Origin of the sequence: Mesorhizobium sp. M8A.F.Ca.ET.161.01.1.1, from assembly GCF_004792105.1 — a bacterium.
In the GTDB taxonomy this organism is placed as follows: domain Bacteria; phylum Pseudomonadota; class Alphaproteobacteria; order Rhizobiales; family Rhizobiaceae; genus Mesorhizobium.
On the sequence record NZ_SRTD01000011.1, the window covers coordinates 193,617 to 209,625 of the forward strand.

17 protein-coding genes are annotated in these 16,009 nt (G+C 61.9%); 12 read left to right on the forward strand and 5 right to left on the reverse strand.

Going from position 1 to position 16,009, the window contains the following annotated elements; translation table 11 throughout:
- The first annotated feature begins 213 nt into the window (after nucleotides 1–213).
- From EN804_RS24745 to EN804_RS24770, 7 genes are all read left to right on the forward strand, one after another.
- Nucleotides 214–1,011 (forward strand): DUF427 domain-containing protein, encoded by a 798-nt coding sequence (locus EN804_RS24745; protein ID WP_246693481.1) that lies wholly within the window; start codon nucleotides 214–216, stop codon nucleotides 1,009–1,011.
- Between the two features lie 101 nt (nucleotides 1,012–1,112).
- Nucleotides 1,113–1,694, forward strand: a complete 582-nt coding sequence (locus tag EN804_RS24750; RefSeq protein ID WP_135921580.1) for a hypothetical protein — start codon at nucleotides 1,113–1,115, stop codon at nucleotides 1,692–1,694.
- 56 nt (nucleotides 1,695–1,750) lie between these two features.
- Entirely contained in the window at nucleotides 1,751–2,515 is a 765-nt protein-coding gene (locus EN804_RS24755) for an SDR family oxidoreductase (RefSeq protein WP_135921581.1), read from the forward strand.
- A 249-nt stretch (nucleotides 2,516–2,764) separates the two neighbouring features.
- On the forward strand, nucleotides 2,765–2,911 hold the full coding sequence (locus EN804_RS37325; protein ID WP_189524564.1) for a hypothetical protein: 147 nt from the start codon (nucleotides 2,765–2,767) through the stop codon (nucleotides 2,909–2,911).
- Between the two features lie 28 nt (nucleotides 2,912–2,939).
- On the forward strand, nucleotides 2,940–3,914 hold the full coding sequence (locus EN804_RS24760) for an ABC transporter substrate-binding protein (RefSeq protein ID WP_135921582.1): 975 nt from the start codon (nucleotides 2,940–2,942) through the stop codon (nucleotides 3,912–3,914).
- A gap of 76 nt (nucleotides 3,915–3,990) precedes the next feature.
- On the forward strand, nucleotides 3,991–5,064 hold the full coding sequence (locus EN804_RS24765) for a glycine betaine/L-proline ABC transporter ATP-binding protein (RefSeq protein WP_127278418.1): 1,074 nt from the start codon (nucleotides 3,991–3,993) through the stop codon (nucleotides 5,062–5,064).
- Nucleotides 5,061–7,043 carry an ABC transporter permease subunit gene (locus EN804_RS24770; protein WP_127873043.1) on the forward strand — a complete coding sequence of 661 codons (1,983 nt, stop codon included), beginning with the start codon at nucleotides 5,061–5,063 and terminating at the stop codon, nucleotides 7,041–7,043. The genes EN804_RS24765 and EN804_RS24770 overlap by 4 nt, the downstream gene beginning before the upstream one ends.
- A gap of 19 nt (nucleotides 7,044–7,062) precedes the next feature.
- On the opposite strand, the gene EN804_RS24775 is transcribed toward EN804_RS24770, so the two are convergent.
- Nucleotides 7,063–8,421, reverse strand: a complete 1,359-nt coding sequence (locus EN804_RS24775; protein WP_127873042.1) for an NAD(P)/FAD-dependent oxidoreductase — start codon at nucleotides 8,419–8,421, stop codon at nucleotides 7,063–7,065.
- A 260-nt stretch (nucleotides 8,422–8,681) separates the two neighbouring features.
- Here EN804_RS24775 and EN804_RS24780 point away from each other — a divergent pair, with 260 nt between their 5' ends.
- Nucleotides 8,682–9,395 (forward strand): XRE family transcriptional regulator, encoded by a 714-nt coding sequence (locus EN804_RS24780; protein WP_127278422.1) that lies wholly within the window; start codon nucleotides 8,682–8,684, stop codon nucleotides 9,393–9,395.
- A 151-nt stretch (nucleotides 9,396–9,546) separates the two neighbouring features.
- Here the strand turns inward: EN804_RS24780 and EN804_RS24785 are convergent, their stop codons facing one another.
- The 4 genes from EN804_RS24785 to EN804_RS24800 all read right to left on the reverse strand — a co-directional run bounded on the left by EN804_RS24785 (nucleotide 9,547) and on the right by EN804_RS24800 (nucleotide 13,409).
- Entirely contained in the window at nucleotides 9,547–10,587 is a 1,041-nt protein-coding gene (locus EN804_RS24785) for a DUF3445 domain-containing protein (RefSeq protein ID WP_127870656.1), read from the reverse strand.
- An 89-nt stretch (nucleotides 10,588–10,676) separates the two neighbouring features.
- Nucleotides 10,677–11,642 carry a PDR/VanB family oxidoreductase gene (locus tag EN804_RS24790; RefSeq protein ID WP_135916236.1) on the reverse strand — a complete coding sequence of 322 codons (966 nt, stop codon included), beginning with the start codon at nucleotides 11,640–11,642 and terminating at the stop codon, nucleotides 10,677–10,679.
- Complete coding sequence (locus EN804_RS24795; RefSeq protein ID WP_127870654.1) at nucleotides 11,639–12,235, reverse strand: dimethylamine monooxygenase subunit DmmA family protein; 597 nt, start codon at nucleotides 12,233–12,235, stop codon at nucleotides 11,639–11,641. The genes EN804_RS24790 and EN804_RS24795 overlap by 4 nt, the downstream gene beginning before the upstream one ends.
- Before the next feature lie 40 nt (nucleotides 12,236–12,275).
- Nucleotides 12,276–13,409, reverse strand: a complete 1,134-nt coding sequence (locus tag EN804_RS24800; protein ID WP_127870653.1) for an aminomethyltransferase family protein — start codon at nucleotides 13,407–13,409, stop codon at nucleotides 12,276–12,278.
- Between the two features lie 287 nt (nucleotides 13,410–13,696).
- On the opposite strand from EN804_RS24800, the gene EN804_RS24805 reads away from it, so the two are divergent.
- The 4 genes from EN804_RS24805 to EN804_RS24820 are packed head-to-tail and all read left to right on the forward strand — an operon-like array spanning nucleotide 13,697 to nucleotide 15,988.
- Entirely contained in the window at nucleotides 13,697–13,984 is a 288-nt protein-coding gene (locus EN804_RS24805) for a hypothetical protein (protein ID WP_127870652.1), read from the forward strand.
- 11 nt (nucleotides 13,985–13,995) lie between these two features.
- Complete coding sequence (locus EN804_RS24810) at nucleotides 13,996–14,373, forward strand: hypothetical protein (protein ID WP_127870651.1); 378 nt, start codon at nucleotides 13,996–13,998, stop codon at nucleotides 14,371–14,373.
- 32 nt (nucleotides 14,374–14,405) lie between these two features.
- The gene (locus tag EN804_RS24815) at nucleotides 14,406–14,567 is read left to right on the forward strand and encodes a hypothetical protein (RefSeq protein WP_127280937.1); all 162 of its coding nucleotides are present in this window, start codon (nucleotides 14,406–14,408) and stop codon (nucleotides 14,565–14,567) included.
- Between the two features lie 14 nt (nucleotides 14,568–14,581).
- A complete protein-coding gene (locus EN804_RS24820) occupies nucleotides 14,582–15,988 on the forward strand; it encodes an APC family permease (RefSeq protein WP_127280936.1) in 1,407 nt (468 codons plus the stop codon).
- Nucleotides 15,989–16,009: the final 21 nt, after the last annotated feature.

A 16,009-nucleotide genomic window follows, 5' to 3' on the forward strand; every position in this document is an offset into this window, starting at 1 on the left:
GGGGCTATCCGGCAGCAGGGCCGCGACGAACGATGGGGGGCCATCGTTCCAGCGATTCGACACCGGCAACGCCCGCCGCCCGGAAGCCCTCGCCGGCCATCGGCTCGGCCTCATATCGCCCTAGCCATGCGCCCTCGTCCGGCCACGACAGACAAGAAACGGGAGACTACCATTCGCAAGCCTCATCTGCGCGGTCGCGGACCGCATTTCCCCGTGCTCGACACTATCGTGCAGTACGATTTCGAGCCCGGCTATGTCGCCTTCACCATGCCCTCGCTGAAGCGGCTGCGGGTCCAGGTCGGTTCGATGACCGTTGCCGACACCACCAGGGCACTGGTTTTGTACGAATCGGACCATCTGCCGGTCTACTATTTTCCGATCGAAGACGTGCGCGAGGAATTCCTGCTGCCCTCAAAGACGACGACGGAAGACCCATACAAGGGCGTCGCCACGCACTACTCGCTCAATACAGGCATCACCCTGGTCGAGGATGGCGCATGGCGCTATCTCGATCCCGTCAAGGGTTGCCCGCCGATCTCAGGCTACATGTCGTTCGTGTGGAGCAAGATGGGCCACTGGTTCGAGGAGGACGAGGAGATCTTCGTCCATGCCCGCGATCCGTTCCGCCGCGTCGACTGCCTGCCCTCCTCGCGGCGCGTACAGGTTATCCTCGATGGCGAGCAGGTCGCAGATTCGCGGCGCGGCGTGTTCCTGTTCGAGACCGGGCATCCAGTGCGCCATTATCTGCCCATTTCGGACACACGGCTCGATATGTTTGCGCCCAGCCGCTACATCTCACGCTGCCCCTACAAGGGCATCTCCAACTACTACCACGTGACGACGCCGAAGAAGCGGCACGAGAACCTGGTCTGGTACTATCCAGAGCCGGTCCATGAAGCAGATCGCATCAAGGGACTGGTCTGCTTCCACCATGAACTGGTCGACAAGATCCTGGTCGACGGCGTCGAAATCCCTAAGGAGGCCACGGCCGCGTCCGACGGATATTTCTGAGCCTTCACGCTCGACTGGTCGGGCCTGGTTCAGCCTTGCGTTTCGCATTTGCGTCCGCCGGCAGCGGTGCTATTTTTGTGCCGCGCGGCGGACACCTGCTTATGAGGAAAGCACTCCATCATGCGATTTGGCCCTGGCTTGTCGCCCTGGCGGCGACGCCGATGCCGGTGCTTGCCAAGAACGCTCCCGCCTTCGAGTTGAAGCTCGACATCGATCGGGACGGCAAGAGCGACCGGGCGGTCGTCCAGCAAGAGGCCGGCGGCCCCGCCGATCTCTACATCTATCTGGACTCGGAAAAGCCCGGTCCCTCACGCCAAGCGGATTTCGTCAGGAAAGGGCTGACGGAAGACCGGGTCATCGATCTCGAAAGCAAGGACAAGGGATCGCTGTCGGTTACGTCCTGCTTCGGCTGCGGCGCCAGCAAATCGACGGAAGAGACGCTGACGATCGTGCATCGCCAGGGCAAGTTCCTGGTCGGCGGCTATAGCCGCAATTGGGACTGGAACCAGCAGACGTCGAGCGGCGTCGAGACGACGCTTGGCGAATGCGACATCAACTATCTCACCGGCAAGGGTACCGTCTCCAAGGATTTGGAGGCGGGCAAACCCATCAAGGGCAAGTTCAAACCGGTACCGCTGAAGGACTGGTCCTCTGAAATGCGCCCGAAGGCCTGTGATTTCTGAAGAGGTTGATCGAGAGACGGCATAGCGAATACCCTCACCGCACAGGGAGGCTAGCAATGGATCTTTTCAAACTGAATGGTGACGTCGCACTGGTCACCGGTGCCGGCAGCGGCATCGGCCAGGCAATCGCCATCGGGCTGGCCGAAGCCGGCGCCGATGTCGCCTGTTTTGGCCATGCATCAAAGGGCGGGCTGGACGAAACCGCCCACCGGATCACGGCACTCGGCCGCCGGGCGCTGGTGCTGACAGGCACGGTGACGTCGGAGAGCGACCTGGCCACGGCCATCGATCGCATCGAAGCCGAACTCGGTGCGTTGACGGTCGCTGTCAACAATGCCGGCATTGCCGGCTCGGAACCGGCGGAGACACTGCCGCTGGAAAAATGGCGGACAGTGCACGAAGTCAATGTCGCCGGCGTGTTCCTGTCCTGCCAGGCCGAAGCGCGCAAGATGCTGGCGCGCGGCAAGGGCTCGATCATCAACATCGCCTCGATGTCGGGCACCATCGTCAATCGCGGGCTGACGCAGGCGCACTACAATTCCTCGAAGGCCGCCGTCATCCATATGTCGAAGAGCCTGGCCATGGAGTGGGCCGATCGCGGGCTGCGCGTCAACGTCGTCAGTCCCGGCTACACGCTGACGCCGATGAACAAGCGGCCGGAGGTTGCGGAAGAGGTCAAGATCTTCAAACGCGACACGCCGATGGGACGAATGGCGGCGCCCGAGGAAATGGTCGGGCCGACGGTGTTCCTGGCCAGCCGGGCGTCGAGCTTCGTCACCGGCCTCGACCTGATCGTCGACGGCGGCTACGTCTGCTGGTAACAGGGCATGCGAGCCCTGTCCCGTCGGCGTCGGCCGACTTGGCCTGCAGCCTGAAATACGCCGCGAACGTAGCGTTAGTCGTTGCGCGGCATGAACGTTGGTATATATAATTTCATCCTATGAAACGCGCTGGCGAGACGGGGCTTGCCGGCCAACAGCCGAGATCATGACCTTGATGGCTCGCACCTTGCAGGGCGCCGCAGGACTGGCAAGTGATCCGCGGATTGCTATCGCGGCGATCGATCGGCCATGAGACTGGCCGCCCCGGCAGCATCCGTCATCATCGAAATCGAGCATCGCCGCGCCGGCCTTGCGCCGCTGGCGACAACAGCCTTGCGCAACAGCCAGCCTTTCCAACACAATCAAGAAAAGACGCAAGAAGGGAACGACCAATAAACGTCACAGCTTGAAGGAGAACCAAGCAATGCCAGTTCGCAGTTTGATTTCGAAATTCTCAATGGGAGCTTTTGCACTTGCCGCGGCAAGTGTCATGACGCCGATAGCGCAGGCAGCGGCACCGGAGTCCAACGACCCGATCAAGATTGCCTTGTTCGACTGGACCAGCGTCAACCTCAACGCCAAGATCCTCGGCGGCATCCTGGAAAAGCTCGGCTATACCGTCGAATATCCGACCGCCGACTATCTCTCCAGCCTGACCACCGGCCTCACCAATGGCGACATCGATGTCGGCCTGGAGTTCTGGGACACCACCGCCGGCGAGGCCATGAAGGCCTCCGACGCCACTGGCCAGACCGAACGGCTCGGCAAGCTCGGCCCAAAAGCCAAGGAAGAGTGGTGGTTTCCCGAATACATGAAGGAAAAGTGCCCGACCTTGCCGGACTGGCACGCGCTGCTCGACGCCACCTGCGCGGCATCGTTCTCGACCGCCGAGACGGCACCGAAAGGGCGCTATCTCGGTGGCCCTGTGACCTGGGAAGGTTTTGACGACGAACGTGTCGCGGCGCTGAAACTGCCCTTCACCGTCATCCATGCCGGCACCGATGCGGCGATGTTCGCCGAACTCGATTCCGCCTATCAGCGCAAGGCGCCGATCATGCTGTGGATCTACTCACCGCATTGGGCGCCTGCAAAATACAAGGGCGAATGGGTGCAATTCCCCGAATACACACCCGAGTGCTACAACGACCCGAAATGGGGCGTGAACCCGGACGCCAAATTCGACTGCGGCAAGCCGCATGGCGAGATCTGGAAATATTCCTGGAACGGCATGAAGGACAAATGGCCGGTCGCCTACAAGGTGGCCAAAGCCTACACGATCGACACCGACGAGTTGAACAAGATGAGCGGCGAGATCGATCTCGACGGCAAGACGCCGGAGGATGTCGCCGCTGCCTGGATCGCCGCCCACGAAGCCGACTGGAAAGCCTGGGCGCAGTGATCGCTCCGACTGGAAAAGGGAGACCCGGCTGGTACCAGCCGGGTCTCAATTCCTGGTGTTCCAGAAGGACGACTGAATGACGAAAGCTATTGAACAGGCATCGAACGCGACGGGGAAAGATCCCCGGCCGATAAAACTTGCCTGCCGCAATGTCTGGAAACTGTTTGGGACGAACGCCGCCAATTTCATCCGCGAGCGCGACGGCAAGGCCAGCGCAGCCGACATAGCCGGAGCGGGGCTGGTCGGCGCGGTGCGCGCCGTCGATCTCGAAATCCGACAGGGCGAGATCTTCATCATCATGGGCCTGTCAGGGTCTGGCAAGTCGACGCTGGTGCGCTGCATGTCGCGGCTGGTCGAACCGACACATGGCAAGGTCGAATTCGAAGGCAAGGACCTGCTCGAGATTTCCGATGCCGCGCTGATCGAACTCAGGCGCCACCGCATGGGCATGGTGTTCCAGAATTTTGCGCTGCTGCCGCATCTGAACGTGCTCGACAACATCGCCTTCCCGCTCAGCATCCAGGGACAGGATCGTTCGACACGCGAGGCTCGCGCCCGGGAAGTCATCGAACTCGTCGGCCTGCGCGGGCGCGAGCATTTCTATCCGCGCGAATTGTCGGGCGGCCAGCAGCAGCGTGTCGGCATCGCCCGCAGTCTCGCCACCAAGCCGGAAATCTGGTTTCTCGACGAGCCGTTCTCGGCGCTCGATCCATTGATCCGCCGCGAGATGCAGGATGAGCTGATGCGGCTGCAGACCATGCTGCACAAGACCATCGTGTTCATCACCCATGATTTCGACGAGGCGATAAGGCTGGCCGACCGCATCGCCATCATGAAGGACGGCGAAGTCATCCAGATCGGCACGCCGGAGCAACTGGTGGTCAATCCGGCGACCGACTACGTCGCCGAGTTCACCCGTGACGTCGACCGCGCCAAGGTGATTTCGGCACGCAGCCTGATGCGCCCTTGCGATGGCGCCGAACATGGCGGCACGGTGGCGCCGGAGGCCAAGATCGCCAGCTTCTCGGCCAGCATCGTTGCCGCCGGTAAACCGTTCGCCGTGGTCAACGGCACCGGCAAGCCGATCGGCGAGGTGACGCCGCAAGCGGTGATCGATCTTCTGGCCGGCATCGAGCGAGCCGGCGCATGACTGTAACGGCAAGCAGCAGCCAGGCAAGGCCGCCTATTCAACGGTGGCTGGTGATCTGGGTGCTGGCGCTTGCCGCCGTGCTGGTGGTGTTCCTGCTGCAGGACGTCGTCCCTTGGGCTGTCGACTATCCGGCGAGCGCCGTCGTGCCCGTTGCCGACTGGGTCAGCGCGCTGATGGACTGGATCAAGTCGAACCTGTCCTGGCTGACCCGCTCGGTCACCGCGATGCTCGGCGTGCCGCTCGACTTCGCGCTCAACCTCTTGGCCAAGAATTTCAAGATCGGTCACGGCGCCGAAGCTTTCGTGCTGCCGCGTTTGTCCTGGGTTGGCGTCTGTGGAGCGGCGTTCCTTGCCGGCTATGCGGCCGGCGGCAGAAAACTTGGCATGCTGGTTGGCGGCTGTTTCCTCTACATCGCGCTGTTCGGCCAGTGGACCAGCGCCATGCTGACCCTGGCGCTCATCTCGATCGCGGTGCCGTTCTGCATTCTCACCGGGCTATTCGCCGGCATCTGGGCGTGGCGCAAGCCGTGGGCGGAGAGGCTCATCGTCTCCCCTGCCCTCGACCTCATGCAGACGATCCCGACCTTTGCCTACCTGATCCCGATGCTGCTCCTGTTCGGCAACAGCCCGGTCTCGGCGATGATCGCCACCGCCATCTTCGCCACGCCGCCGATGGTGCGGGCAACCATGCTCGGCCTCACGCGGGTGCCCTTGGAGATCGGCGAGTTCAGCGACATGGCCGGCTGCACCGCGCGGCAGAAATTGTGGCGGGTGCTGTTGCCCTCGGCGCGGCCGACGCTGATGGTCGGCGTCAACCAGGTGATCATGCTGGCGCTGAACATGGTGATCATCGCCTCGATGATCGGCGCCGGCGGGCTAGGCTACGACGTGCTGCTCGCTCTGCGCGCGCTGAAGGTCGGCGAGGCGATGGAAGCCGGGCTGGCCATCGTCGCGCTCGCCATCGCGCTCGACCGGCTGAGCCAGGCCATCGCCCACAAGCAGGCAACAGGCAATGACCGCCGGTCGGCCACCAGCCCGGGTTTCTGGCGCCGCTACCCCAATCTGACGCTGGCCATTGCGATCCTTGCCGTCACCACGCTGCTCGGCCTGTTCGTGCCGGCTTTCGCGGCCGTGCCGAAGGCGATCACCTTCACCACCGCGCCATTGTGGAAAGCGGCGGTGAACTGGGTGACGATCAACTTCTTCGACATCATCGAAGCGTTTCGGGTGGCGCTTATCCTCAACGTGCTCAATCCGGTGCGCGCCTTCTGCGAAGGATTTCCGTGGCTGGGCGCGGTGTTCCTGCTCGGCCTTGCCGGCTACCAGCTCTCAGGCTTGCGGCTGGCCGCACTTGTCGCGGCACTCACCGCCTTCTGCGCCATCACAGGCCTTTGGGAAAAGACCATGGCGACGGTCTATCTCTGCGGCATCTCGGCCTTCATAGCCTGCCTGATCGGCATTCCGATCGGGCTTGCGGCGGCGCGAAGCGACCGCTTCGAAAAGATCGTCACGCCCGTCATCGACACGCTGCAGGTGTTGCCGTCGTTCTGCTTCATCATTCCGGTGGTGATGCTGTTTCGTGTCGGCGATGTCACCGCAATGATCGCGACGATAGCCTTCGCCGTGGTGCCGGCGATCCGCTACACCAGTCATGGCATCAGGCAGGTGCCGCCGGCACTGATCGAGGCGGCGAAGGTTTCCGGCTGCACGCCGCGCCAGACTTTTTTCCGTGTGCAATTGCCGCTGGCGCTTCCCGAAATCATGCTCGGCGTCAACCAGACGATCCTGATGGCGCTGGCGATGATCATCATCTGCGCCATGGTCGGCACCCGCGACCTCGGCCAGGAAGTGTTCATCGCGCTGTCGAAGGCCGATTCCGGCCGCGGCATTGTCGCCGGCCTCGCCATCGCCTTCATCGGCATCGTCGCCGACCGGGTGTTCAACGCCTGGACGGCGAAGGCGCGGGCAAGATTGGGATAGTCAGCAAGGTGCGCGGCGGCTACTCCGCCGCGACGCCCTTCACTTCGAGATAGCTCTCCATCGAATCGTCCAGCGCCTGCAGCCACGGTGTGTGGTGCAGCGGCGCCATGGTGCCAGTCATCAGCGAGCGATAGGAATGGTCGCGGAAGCTCATAATGTCTTCCGCCTTGTGATGCTCCCACTCCATGAAGGTCTGGTTGACCGCCTCGACGTCGAAGCCGGGATAGTCGGTCTGGTCCATCAATTCCTTGGTGTAGTCGCCCTGGAACCAGATCATCTGCTCGGCGTCCTCAAGCGTCTCCTCGCGGGCGCGCCATTTGGCGCCATGCGCCGCCATCGCCTCGGCCGAGGGCAGCTTGATGCGGCCCATGATGACGTCGCGGGCGAACCAGGCCTGCGCGTCGAACATGTTGAAGGTGTAGAACTGGTCCTGCATGCCGATATAGGACAGCTTCGGGTTCTTCTCCCAGACCACGCCCTCGTAGAGGTCGAGCGGCCACATGCGATTGGCTGTCTTGAGCTTGAGGTCATCGGTCAGGAAGGGGAAGGAATGGAGATAGCCGGTGCACAGGATGATGGCATCGACATCCTTGGTCGTGCCGTCCTTGAAATGCGCCGTCTTGCCGACGACCTTCTGCAGCAGCGGCACCTCTTTCCAATTCTCCGGCCATTTGAAACCCATCGGCTTGGAGCGATAGCTGGAGGTGATCGATTTAGCGCCGTATTTGTAGCATTGCGAACCGATGTCCTCGGCCGAATAGGAACGCCCGATGATCAGGATGTCCTTGCCCTTGAACTCCATCGCGTCGCGGAAATCGTGGCTGTGCAGGATGCGGCCGTTGAAGGTCGAGAAGCCCTCGAAATAAGGCACGTTGGGCACGGAGAAGTGCCCGGAGGCAACAACGACGTTGTCGAACTCTTCGGAGTAAGTCACGTCGTTGGTCCGGTCATGCGCGGTGACGGTGAATTTCTTCGTCTCGTCGGAAAAGGTCACCATGCGCACCGGGCTGTTGAAGCGCACCCATTTGCGCAGGCCCGACTTCTCGACGCGGCCCTTGATGTAGTCCCACAGCACGGCGCGTGGCGGGTAGGAGCCGATCGGCCGGCCGAAATGCTCCTCGAATGTGTAGTCGGCGAATTCCAGGCATTCCTTCGGCCCGTTCGACCAGAGGTAGCGGTACATCGAGCCGTGCACGGGATCGCCATGTTCGTCGAGCCCGGTGCGCCAGGTGTAGTTCCACAGGCCGCCCCAGTCGGACTGCTTTTCGAAGCAGACGATCTCGGGAATCTCGGCGCCCTTGTCGGCAGCCGACTTGAAGGCCCTGAGCTGAGCCAGACCGGACGGCCCGGCTCCAATGACGGCAACACGAGTTTTCATTTCCGGGCCTCCTCTTTTTTGATTTCCCCAGCGAAACAAATTTCACTGACAGGACAGTAATTGGCCCTTCCGTGCTGTCAACAGCGATCTGCGGAAACGGCATTTGCGCACAATCGATTCCTGGCGAAAAACCCGCGACGTTCGCACTCAAAGGACCGGCGCATGCACCACAAGACGGCTTGCCGTTGCGGTTGCGCTGCTGTATCGCCACCTGACATGTTCACCTTGAGTGAAATAAATCCGCGAAGTCCGGGGGCGACATGGCGAAAGACAGTACCAAGGCCGGGCTTGCCGGCGCCAAACCAAAGCCGCAGCCAAAGGTCTCGGCGGACGGCAAGACTATCCGAGCGCCGCTGACGCAGAACCCGCACGCCATCCGTGATACCCGCGAGAAGGTGCTGGAGGTGGCGATCGGCCGCGAGGTGCGGGCGTTCCGCAAGAAACTCGGCATCACCGTCGCCGATCTCGCCGTCGCCACCGACATTTCGCTGGGCATGCTGTCCAAGATCGAGAACGGCATCACTTCGCCGTCGCTGACCACGCTGCAGGCGCTGTCGCGGGCGCTCGGCGTTCCCGTCACCGCCTTCTTCCGCCGTTTCGAGGAAGAACGCAGCGCTGTCTTCGTCAAGGCCGGCCAAGGCCTTGACGTCGAACGCCGCGGCACGCGCGCCGGCCACCAGTACAATCTGCTCGGTCATATCGGTTCCAACACCAGCGGCGTCGTGGTCGAGCCCTATCTGATCACGCTGACCGAGGATTCCGACGTGTTCCCGACCTTCCAGCACGAAGGCATGGAGTTCCTCTACATGCTCGAGGGCGAGGTCGTTTACCGGCATGGCAGCAACCTCTATCCGATGAAGCCCGGCGACAGCCTGTTCTTCGACGCCGACGCGCCGCACGGGCCGGAAGAACTGACGCGGCTGCCGATGCGGTACCTTTCGATTATCTGCTATCCGCAGAACAGCGCTGGTTAGGCACTTGGTTCCTCGCCCCTGTAGTGGGGAGAGGTGGCTCGGCGAAGCCGAGACGGAGAGGGGAGCGCCCTACGAAGGCCCCCTCTCCGTCCGCTTCGCGGACACCTCTCCCCCGCCTCTGGCGGGGGCGAGGAACCCAAGTCTTTGGAGGTCAATCCGGCCCAAACCCCGGTGATGTCGCGCTCCCATCATCCAGCTTCGACAGCCACTCGACCAATGTCGACCGATAGCGGGTCAAGCCCTTATAGGTGGCGAGTTCCTCCGGCAGGTCGCGTATGACGCGATGCAGGCGCCGCGCCCATTTCGGCTGCGTCACCAGTTCGTCCATCTTGATCAGGTAGCAGCGGATCGGGAAGACGATGCCGTTGGAGCGCGGCAGCCGCCAGAAGCTCTGCAACTCGACCCGCAGATGCACCTTGTCGCCGACGTTCTCGGGCGTCACCGTTGCCCGGTCCGGACCCCATTTGTGGTAGTTTTCGGGGCTGGTATCGAGGCGCGGATTGATGGTCATCGTCCAGTTCAGTCGCCTGGCCGGCTTGCCCTGCTGGATATTGGTGAGGAATTTCAGCGCCCTGACGAAAATCCCCTTCTCATGCGCCAGCGGCACCGGCGCGTGCCACTCGAAGAAATTCATGCCGATGTCGAAATCGAGCGACCAGTCGGCCTGGGTGGTGACCATGCCGGCATCCATCCACAGATTGCCGTCGCGCTGGTCGAGGATGCAGAAATCGCCCTGGCTCTGGCGGGTGATGTATTCCATCGGCCCGTAAGGCAAAGTCGAGGTGTCGCCGAAGGTGAAGGTGTCATCGATGCCGAGCGGCCGGTTGATCCAGCGCCAGCGATCGCCGTCGCGCATCAGTGTGAAATGCTCGGGGTAACCCAGTGCCTGCTGCTCCATCAAAAGTTCCAGCAGATCCCAGCCGGCGAGCGTCATGTGCGGCAGCGACTGGCAGCGCAGCGGATCCTCTGCCAGCACCATCGCGCGGTCCTGCATCTCGGCGACATAGTGTTCGTCGACGTCGATCAGGTTCTCCAGCACCGAGCCCTTCGGGCCGACGACATGCGGCTCGATATTGACTGCATACATGTAGCTGTCTTCGTGGAACGGGAACGGAAATCGTCTGATGTGCTCAGGGCTGTTCCTGAAGGTGAAGTCGTCGCGGAACGTTTCCTTGCGAAAGGTGATGCCCATGATTTCCTCCTAGAGCGGGATGCCCGCTCTATCTCTTTGTTTTAGCCGCATTTCTGCGACGCCAAGTATCCACTTGGCTGCAAAATGCTCTACCGTTCCAGCACCAGCGACCGGCCTTCGAAGCGCGACACGCACGGCATGATCTTCCTGCCGGAACGGTGTTCTTCCTCGCTCAGCCAATGGTCGTTGTGGATGAATTTGCCGTCGCACGAGATGACGTTGGTCTCGCATTGGCCGCAGACGCCGCCACGGCAGAGATAGGGTGGATCGACGCCGGCCGCCTCGATGGCTTCGAGCAGGCTCTGCTGCGAGCCGACGCGGATCGTCTTGCCGCTGACGGCGAGCGTCACGTCGAATGGCAGGCCGGGCTGGGGCGCCGCGAAATGCTCGTAGTGCACGGTCTCCGGCGGCCAGCCGAGCGCGGCGGCGCGGTCGCGCACCCAGTTGATCATGCCGGCGGGGCCGCAGACATAGAGATGCGTGCCGAGCGGTTGCGAGGACAACAGCCGGTCGAGATCGATGCGCTCCTCAAGGTCATCGTGATAGAGTCGGACCCGACGGCCGTAGCGTTCCCGGAGCAGGTCGGCATAGGTACCAAGCGAGGCGGTGCGGCAGGTGTAGTGCAGTTCGAAATTGCCGCCTTCGCCAGCCAGTTGCGCGGTCTGCGCCATGAACGGCGTGATGCCGATGCCGCCGGCCAGCATCAGGTGTTTTTTCGCCCTGAGATCAAGCGAGAACAGGTTGACCGGATAGCTTACCACCATCTCCAGCCCCGGCCGGACCTGGTTGTGCATGAACAGCGAGCCGCCACGACCGACATCGTCGCGGCGCACCGAGATGGTGTATTCGCGCGTGTCGAGCGGCGAGCCCATCAGCGAATAGGGATTGAGCCTTGTGCGCTCGCCATCGCGCATCTCGACCACGACATGGGCGCCGCCAGAAAAGGTGGGCAACAACCCGCCGTCACGCCGGCGGAAATGGAAGCGGGTGACCAGGTCATTGACCGGGACAACGTCGCTGACGACGACATCGAGCTTGGTGGTGCCGGTGCTCATGGGAAGGCCTCCTCGGTCGGAGGAATCTCGGAGCGGTCCTCGGCGTTGATGCAGACGCCCTGGAAGGCGGCGAGCCGTCGCGAATAGTGGTCGCGCACCAGAAGCAGCAGGCCGCAATGCGAACAGGTCGCGGGCTGCGTCGTCACATTTTCGGTTATGCCCTTGCAGTGCACGCACTGCATGCGCCGCGCCAGCGAGCCGCGATGCTCGGTCTGCATGGAGGTGTGGTCGATGCCGGCTTCGAGCGCCACCTGCATGGCCTGGCCGATCAGCCCTTCGGTGCCGGCAAGATAAAGGCGCAAGCCCATATGCGCGTTGGTCAGGGTCTGCTTCAGACGCGGCAGCAGGCTAGCGAAGGACGGCGCAATGTGCAGTTGCGCCGGCTTCAAGGCTTCGAGAGCGGCAACGTATTTGCCGTCTGGACCGGCAATGAAGACGATTTCGGCTCCGTCGAAGAATCCGGCCGGAGCCCTGGCGGCCATGTCTTTTATCGCGAGCGCGCCTTCGGCATCCGCCACGAAAAGATGATGCTTGCCCGGCTGCGGAGACAGGGTCCCGTAAATGGGCCGGCTGATGATGGTCTTGGCTGCCATTCTGTCTTTGTGCCTCGAAACCCTCGCTGTCGATTATGCCTCAGCCTTTCGCCGTGCGCTTGGTCTTCTTGGGATCGTCGAACGGCAAGGGCTGCGCCGTCGCCTTGATCGATCCGCTCTTGTTGCGGATTTCGAGCTTGGTGTCCTTGACCGCGCAGTCGACGTCGAGCCGGGCGATGCCCATCGATTTCTTGACCAGCGGCGAATACATGGCGCAGGTCACCACGCCGACCTTTTTACCGTCGCGATAGACCGGCGCGCCTTCATCGGCTGGCTCCTTGCCGTCGAGCAGGACGCCGTAGATCTTGAAGCGCTCCTTGCCTTTCAGGCGATAGTGCTCCTCGGCACCGCGAAAACCGGTCTTGCCGGGGCTGACGGTGAAGTCGAGGCCGAGTTCCCACAGCGTGTCGCCGGGGCCTTCATTGTCGAACGGGTATTTCTGCGAATTGTCATAGGGGTAAAAGAGCAGATAGCTCTCGACTCGCAGCATATCGAGCGTGGTGAAGCGGCAGGGAATGATGCCGAGACTTTTGCCCTCGTCGAGGATCCTGTCCCAGATCGTGCCGGCATCCTGGCCACGGCAGAAAATCTCGTAGCCGCGCTCGCCGGTGTAGCCGGTGCGCGAGATCATGACGGGGAAGCCGAAGAGCTGCGTCTGCATGTGATGGAAGTAGTTGAGGTCGCGAATGCCCGGCACGTGCTTGGCCAGATAGTCGACCGCCGTCGGCCCCTGCAGCGACAAATCGTGCAGATTGTCGTCGAAGCGCAGCGACACGTCCCGGCCCATGGCCGCTCGCTGCAATTCCTCATGGCCGGTGCCCGAGCCGTGCACCACCATCCAGGAATTCGGCCCGGTACGGTAGAGGATACAATCGTCGGTGAATTTTCCCGCTTCGTTCAGCATGCAGGCGTAAGCCGACTTGCCGGGATAGATTTTCTCCACGTCGCGCGTGGTGGCGAGGTCGATCAGGTGCGAGGCGTGCGGCCCTGTGATGTGAACCTTCTTCAGGCCGGAAACATCCATAAGTCCGGCCTTGGTGCGGATGGCGACATATTCCTCATCGGCATCCTTGTCATAGGTCCAGGCGGTGCCCATTCCGCTCCAGTCTTCGAGTTTCGACCCCAGAGCGCGATGGCGATCCGCCAGGGTTGAAAATCTCCAGGATGCCGTCATCCGCTCGTCCTCCGTTCGAAAATCATGCTGTTCCCTGCTCCTTTGCCCGAGACCGGAGCTTTGGATGGAATATTGACCGCAAACGCGGGAAGCCTGCAATCCCCTTGAAGCAAATAATTTCATTGTCAGGCAAAATTGTTCACTCGAAGCGAGCGGTTAACTCTACGTAAATTCGTCTTGACAAGTCGGGGATTCGAGCGGAACTTATGAAAAAAATTTCACTCTCTTGAAAGAGGGCGGCGGGCGGTGGATTCGGAACCGGGCGTCGGCAAAGAAGGGGAAAACCGATGTCAGACCTGCAGCAGCGCATCGAAGCGCTGTACCGCTCCGATTTGCGCGGATCCGCGCTTCTGATCGTCTGCCTGTGGGCGACGATCCTCTTCGTCCTCCTCATGACTTGGCCATACATTCCGCAGGGCGGCATCAAGGCCGTCGTAGCCATGGCCGCCGCCGCGGTGCTCATCTTCAACACGGCGGCCATCCTGGCGATGGTCAAACACTACAAGGAAGACAAGGAGTTCATCTACGGGCTCGACATCAAGAACGCCGACGCGTCCCGCAACCGCAAGTCCTGAGGGGAGAAACAATGTCCCGCTACACGCCGCCGGAGCAGAGCAAGGCCGCGCAAGTCTTCGACATCGCCGTTGTCGTGGTCGCCATCTTCGTGGCGCTGTGGCTACCGCTGAAGCTTGGTCTTGCCGGGGCCGCAAAATCCATCGATGCACTCGATGCCAAGACCTGGGAAGCGCTCGGGCAGAATCCGACCATGGCCTCGATCTGGGAAAAGCTCGGCTATACGCCGGAGACCGCGCACGACATCATCCAGAACCGGTTCCACTACATCATCGACTGGCCGACACTGATCATCATGGCGGCCGTCCTGATCGGTTATTTCGTGTTCCTGTTCCGGGCATCCGACCGCGAATATCGCGATGTCATCAACGAGAAGTTCGACGACAAATAGAGTTTGGCGACGAAGAATTTGGGGACACGATCATGTGGGTGGCACTCTCTTACGCATGCTGGGGCATCTCGATCGTGCTCGCGCTGTGGATGCTCTACGACTGGTTCAAGATCGATACAAACTACTCCGAGGACGTTCTGACCTCGTCGCGTGAAGGCGAGCTTGAAGCCGCTTCCGAAAAACACCGGATCTGAGTGGGGATTGATCGATGACGGTCGCGCTTGAAAACAACATCACCACCACAATTCACGGCGACCGGGTATCGCTGCTTCGGGTGCTCGGCCCGGCCCATGTCTGGGCGCTCGGTGTCGGCATCGTTCTGGTCGGCGAGTTCACCGGCTGGAATTTCTCGGCCGACAAGGGCGGCGCGCTGGCGGCCCTGATCGTGTGCTGGGTCGTCGGACTGCTCTACACCTCGGTGGCCATGATCGATTCCGAGGTGACGTCGACTGTCGCCGCCGCCGGCGGCCAGTACGCCCAGGCCAAGCACATCGTGGGCCCGCTGATGGCGTTCAACGTCGCGCTGTTCCTGGTCTTTGCCTACACGATGCTGGAAGTGTCTGACGCCATCCTGCTCGGCGACACGATCGTCGCCAAGGCCGGAGTCGAAGGGCTAACCCACAATTCCTTCATCGCCGCGACCATCGTGGTGCTGGCCTGGCTCAACTATCGCGGCGTGCTGATGACGCTCAACGTCAATTTCGTCATCACGGCAATCGCCTATGTCTCGATCGTCGTCCTGTTCTTCTCGGTCAGCCCGTGGACGCAAGGCGCGGTGCTGAAGCTCAACGAACTGGTCACTCCAGGCAACGCGCTGCCCTATGGCTGGATCGGGGTCATTGCCGCCTTCCAGTTCGGCATCTGGTATTATCTCGGCATCGAAGGCACCACGCAGGCGGCCGAAGAGGTGCGCTCGCCCGCACGCTCGCTGCCCTACGGCACGATGGCCGGCATGATCACGCTTCTGATCGCCGCCGCCATGACCTGGTATGTCTGCGCCTCGCTGATGCCCTGGGAATATCTCGGCATCACCTATTATCCGCTGTGGGATGCCGGCAAGCTGACCGGAAGCCCGCTGCTCGAGAACCTTCTGTTCATAGCGACGCTGCTCGCCGCGCTTGCCTCGGCAAACGGCTGCATCAACGACGCGGCGCGCGCCTGGTTCTCGCTCGGCCGCGACCGCTATCTGCCGAGCTGGTTCTCGGCGGTGCATCCGAAATACCGCACGCCCTACCGCTCGATCCTGTTCCTGCTGCCGATCGCGCTGGCCTTCGCCTTCATCGCCGATCTCAACCAGGCGATCACCTTCTCGATCCTGTCGGGGGTCCTGCAGTACACTTTCATGAGCATCAACATCATGATGTTCCGCAAGAAGTGGCCGCTGGGGTCGATCCGCCGCGGCTACACGCACCCCTTCCATCCGCTGCCGGCAATCGTGCTGTTCTGCCTGTGCGTGGTGACCTTCTTCGCCATCTTCCTCGGCTTCGGCTCGCAGTTGATCGCCATGGTCGCTTTCTATTTCCTGATCTCGCTGTGGTTCCACTTCTACCGCTACAAATTCGTGCGGCGTGGCGACCAGTTCACCATGCCGTGGCCGAAACCGCAGGGCTATTGATGGGAGTAGGCCCGCCCAGGA